Below are 704 nucleotides of genomic sequence, written 5' to 3' on the forward strand. Positions count from 1 at the left end.
TATTATGTCATTGAAATCAGAAAGGAGATGATCTTATGATCGAAAATGATGCTTTCAAGCTGCTGTTAATCAATCTTTTTCACCTGAATCCTGATGATATTGCCAATATTCTCTGTACTACGTTCAATAAGATGATGGTTCTTGTTGTGACTCTTGCAGACAAACATCAGGCTTGTCCTTACTGTGGGTTTACTGCGCCTAAAATCAAGGAATATGTAACCAAGGAGATCACTCATTCGGCTCTTACCACACAGAAATGCATAATAAAATACAGGGCAAGACGCTACAAATGCTCATGTTGTGGAAAGACCTATTATGAATTCAATCCTTTTGTCTTCAAATCCCAGAAAATATCGATTCTTACTGTGCATAATATTCTGAAGGATCTGAAAGATTTTAATGAGACATTTACTTCTGTTGCCAGACGATATCATGTTTCTCCAACTTCTGTATCCACTATCTTTGATAATCATGTGGATATTGGCAGAAACCCGCTCCCGGAAATCATTAATTTTGATGAGGTATATGCCTTCAAATCCGAAAAGAGTAAATATGTCTGTGTCCTGCTTGATTTTAAAAAACAGATTCCTGTTGATGTTCTTCCAAATCGTAAAAAGGAATATCTTTTAAACTACTTTCAAAAGATCCCTTTAGAAGAACGCAAAAAGGTAAAATACGCCTGTTCAGACATGTATGAAGTATAT

General features: G+C 35.5%; 1 protein-coding gene. It reads left to right on the top strand.

From position 1 onward, the window contains the following. Window positions 1-35 precede the first annotated feature (35 nt). Window positions 36-704: transposase (locus KTQ83_RS11920; protein ID WP_217285061.1), on the top strand; the 669-nt coding region annotated here is incomplete at its 3' end.

The organism is Holdemanella porci (assembly GCF_019052655.1).
Classification (GTDB): Bacteria; Bacillota_I; Bacilli_A; order Erysipelotrichales; family Erysipelotrichaceae; genus Holdemanella; species Holdemanella hominis.